Below are 2,716 nucleotides of genomic sequence, written 5' to 3' on the forward strand. Positions count from 1 at the left end.
ATCGAGTTGAAGTGATTCATATGAACAACGAAAGTTACCGATTAAAACATCAAGAAACAATTTTTTCTTAGCAAAAAGTGTTCATCCGAAATGAGCAAAAATTGTTCATTTGGGGTTGACGTTTACAAGGCGGCGTAATCATGGATGTTGTGAATGCTGAGCAAGCAAAAATTGCAGAAGCGGCAGGTGCTGTTGCGGTAATGGCATTAGAAAAAGTTCCATCAGATATACGAAAAGAAGGCGGAGTAGCTAGGATGGCTGATCTTCGCATTATTGAGGAAGTAAAGAATGCCATATCCATTCCGGTGATGGCAAAAGTAAGAATTGGCCATATTGTGGAGGCACGTATTTTAGAATCAATAGGTGTAGATATGATTGATGAAAGTGAAGTATTAACACCAGCGGATGATGAATTCCATTTGTTAAAAAAGGAGTTTAACGTACCTTTTGTTTGTGGGTGTCGCGATTTAGGAGAAGCAGCGCGGAGAATTGGAGAAGGGGCAGTCATGTTGCGTACGAAAGGTGAAGCAGGTACAGGAAACATTGTAGAAGCTGTACGTCATATTCGAAAAGTAAATGCCCAAGTACGTCAAATTGTTAACATGAGTCAAGATGAATTAATGGTGGAAGCAAAAAAATTAGGTGCGCCTTATGAGTTGTTGCTACAAATTAAAGAACGAGGACGGTTGCCTGTATTAAATTATGCAGCAGGAGGGGTTGCCACACCAGCCGATGCCGCATTAATGATGGAATTAGGAGCAGATGGAGTGTTTGTTGGTTCCGGTATATTTAAATCGGAAAATCCAGAAAAGTTTGCAAGAGCTATTGTTGAAGCGACAAAAAATTATAATGATTACCCACTTATAGCTGAACTTTCAAAGGATTTAGGTAATCCTATGAAAGGTATTGATATTGCTACTCTTTCCAAAGAAGAACTTTTGCAAGTTAGATGAGATTTGTCAAAATAAAGTTAATAAAGTCTTTTCTTGCAAAATTTAACGGGATATAGTACGCTATGGTTAAAATCGATTAACGATAATGCGATGATTGGAAGTAGTAGCAAGTCAGTTTTTTTAAGAGAGTCAGCGGTTGGTGGAAGCTGATAAAAACCCTTGTGAATCCATCCATGAGTTGCCCAGCTGAAATGTTTAGTAGGATTGGGTCGGTTGTAAAGCCGTTATGAAATAAGAGGATTAAACATTTTGTTTAATCAACTAGGGTGGCAACGCGGGTAGCTCTCGTCCCTTTATGGGATTGAGAGCTTTTTATATGGAAAATTTATAAAAAGTTTGGAGGAATCGATATGCTAGATATTAGACGTGTACGTGAAAATTATGAAGAAGTGAAGAAGATCCTTTTAACTCGCAATGAAGATTTAGGAAATTTTGATGAATTTGAAACCCTTGATTCCAAACGTCGTGAACTGATTGCAAAAACGGAAGAATTGAAAGCGGAACGCAACAAAGTATCAGAGCAGATCGCTGTCATGAAACGCAATAAAGAAAATGCCGATGATTTGATTGCCCGCATGCGTGAAGTGGGTGAAGAAATCAAAAAGTTGGATGCGGAACTCGTAGAAATTGAAGAAAAATTCAAAGATATGATGATGCGTTTGCCAAACATCCCTCATGAATCTGTTCCAATTGGTGAGAGCGAAGACGACAATGTAGTGGAATATACTTGGGGGGACGTGCCAAAGTTTGATTTTGAAGTGAAACCTCACTGGGATTTGGCAACGGATTTGGGCATTATCGATTTTGAGCGTGCGGCAAAAGTAACAGGAAGCCGTTTTGTATTCTACCGTGGTTTAGGTGCAAAACTCGAACGGGCACTGGCAAATTTCATGCTGGACTTGCATGTGGAAGAACATGGATATGAAGAAATGCTTCCTCCTGTCATTGTCAACCGCGACAGTTTATTGGGAACAGGACAATTGCCAAAATTTGAAGAAGACGTATTTAAATTGGCGGAAACGGATTATTTCATGATTCCAACAGCAGAAGTGCCTGTGACAAACTTCTACCGCGATGAAATTTTGAGTGCCGATATGTTGCCGAAAGCTTTTGCTGCCTATAGTGCATGTTTCCGTTCTGAAGCAGGTTCAGCAGGCCGTGATACGCGAGGATTGATTCGCCAGCACCAATTCAATAAAGTGGAGCTTGTCCGTTTTGTCAAACCGGAAGAATCTTATGAGCAGCTGGAATTGTTGACAAGTCATGCGGAAAAAGTGCTTCAATTATTGGAACTTCCTTATCAACGGGTGAAAATGTGTACAGCTGACTTAGGTTTTACAGCTGCCAAAAAATACGATTTGGAAGTATGGATGCCGGCCCAAAATAAATACCGCGAAATTTCATCTTGCTCTAACTTTGAAGACTTCCAAGCAAGACGCGCCAATATCCGATTCCGCCGCGAACACGGGGCAAAACCGGAATATGTTCATACATTGAACGGTTCAGGGCTAGCCATTGGCCGGACAGTTGCAGCCATTTTGGAAAATTATCAACAAGAAGATGGAAGCGTCGTAATTCCAAAAGCATTAAGACCTTATATGGGTGGAAAAGAAGTTATTACTCCTAACAAATAATGAAAAGAAGCTGGGACAAAACTAGCTTCTAGATAGGAAAAAGGAGAATTTGAGCCAACTCAAATTCTCCTTTTTCCATTTATCCCCATTATTTTTGGTTAGTTGATCTTTGTTGGCCGTGTATTTTCG

General features: G+C 40.1%; 1 protein-coding gene, 1 pseudogene and 1 other annotated feature. The gene and the pseudogene both read left to right on the forward strand.

All coding sequences use genetic code 11. The annotated features are described in order from the left end of the window. Nucleotides 1-125: 125 nt before the first annotated feature. Nucleotides 126-953 (forward strand): annotated as a pseudogene (gene pdxS / locus ACFPOH_RS11260) (pyridoxal 5'-phosphate synthase lyase subunit PdxS); the annotation flags it as partial. Nucleotides 954-1,034: 81 nt separating this feature from the next. Beyond that, nucleotides 1,035-1,249 (forward strand) — a binding site (T-box leader). Nucleotides 1,250-1,303: 54 nt separating this feature from the next. Then, on the forward strand, nucleotides 1,304-2,587 hold the full coding sequence (serS, locus tag ACFPOH_RS11265) for a serine--tRNA ligase (RefSeq protein ID WP_390309697.1): 1,284 nt from the start codon (nucleotides 1,304-1,306) through the stop codon (nucleotides 2,585-2,587). Nucleotides 2,588-2,716: the final 129 nt, after the last annotated feature.

Source organism: Ureibacillus suwonensis (assembly GCF_042655065.1).
GTDB classification, from domain to species: Bacteria; Bacillota; Bacilli; order Bacillales_A; family Planococcaceae; genus Ureibacillus; species Ureibacillus suwonensis.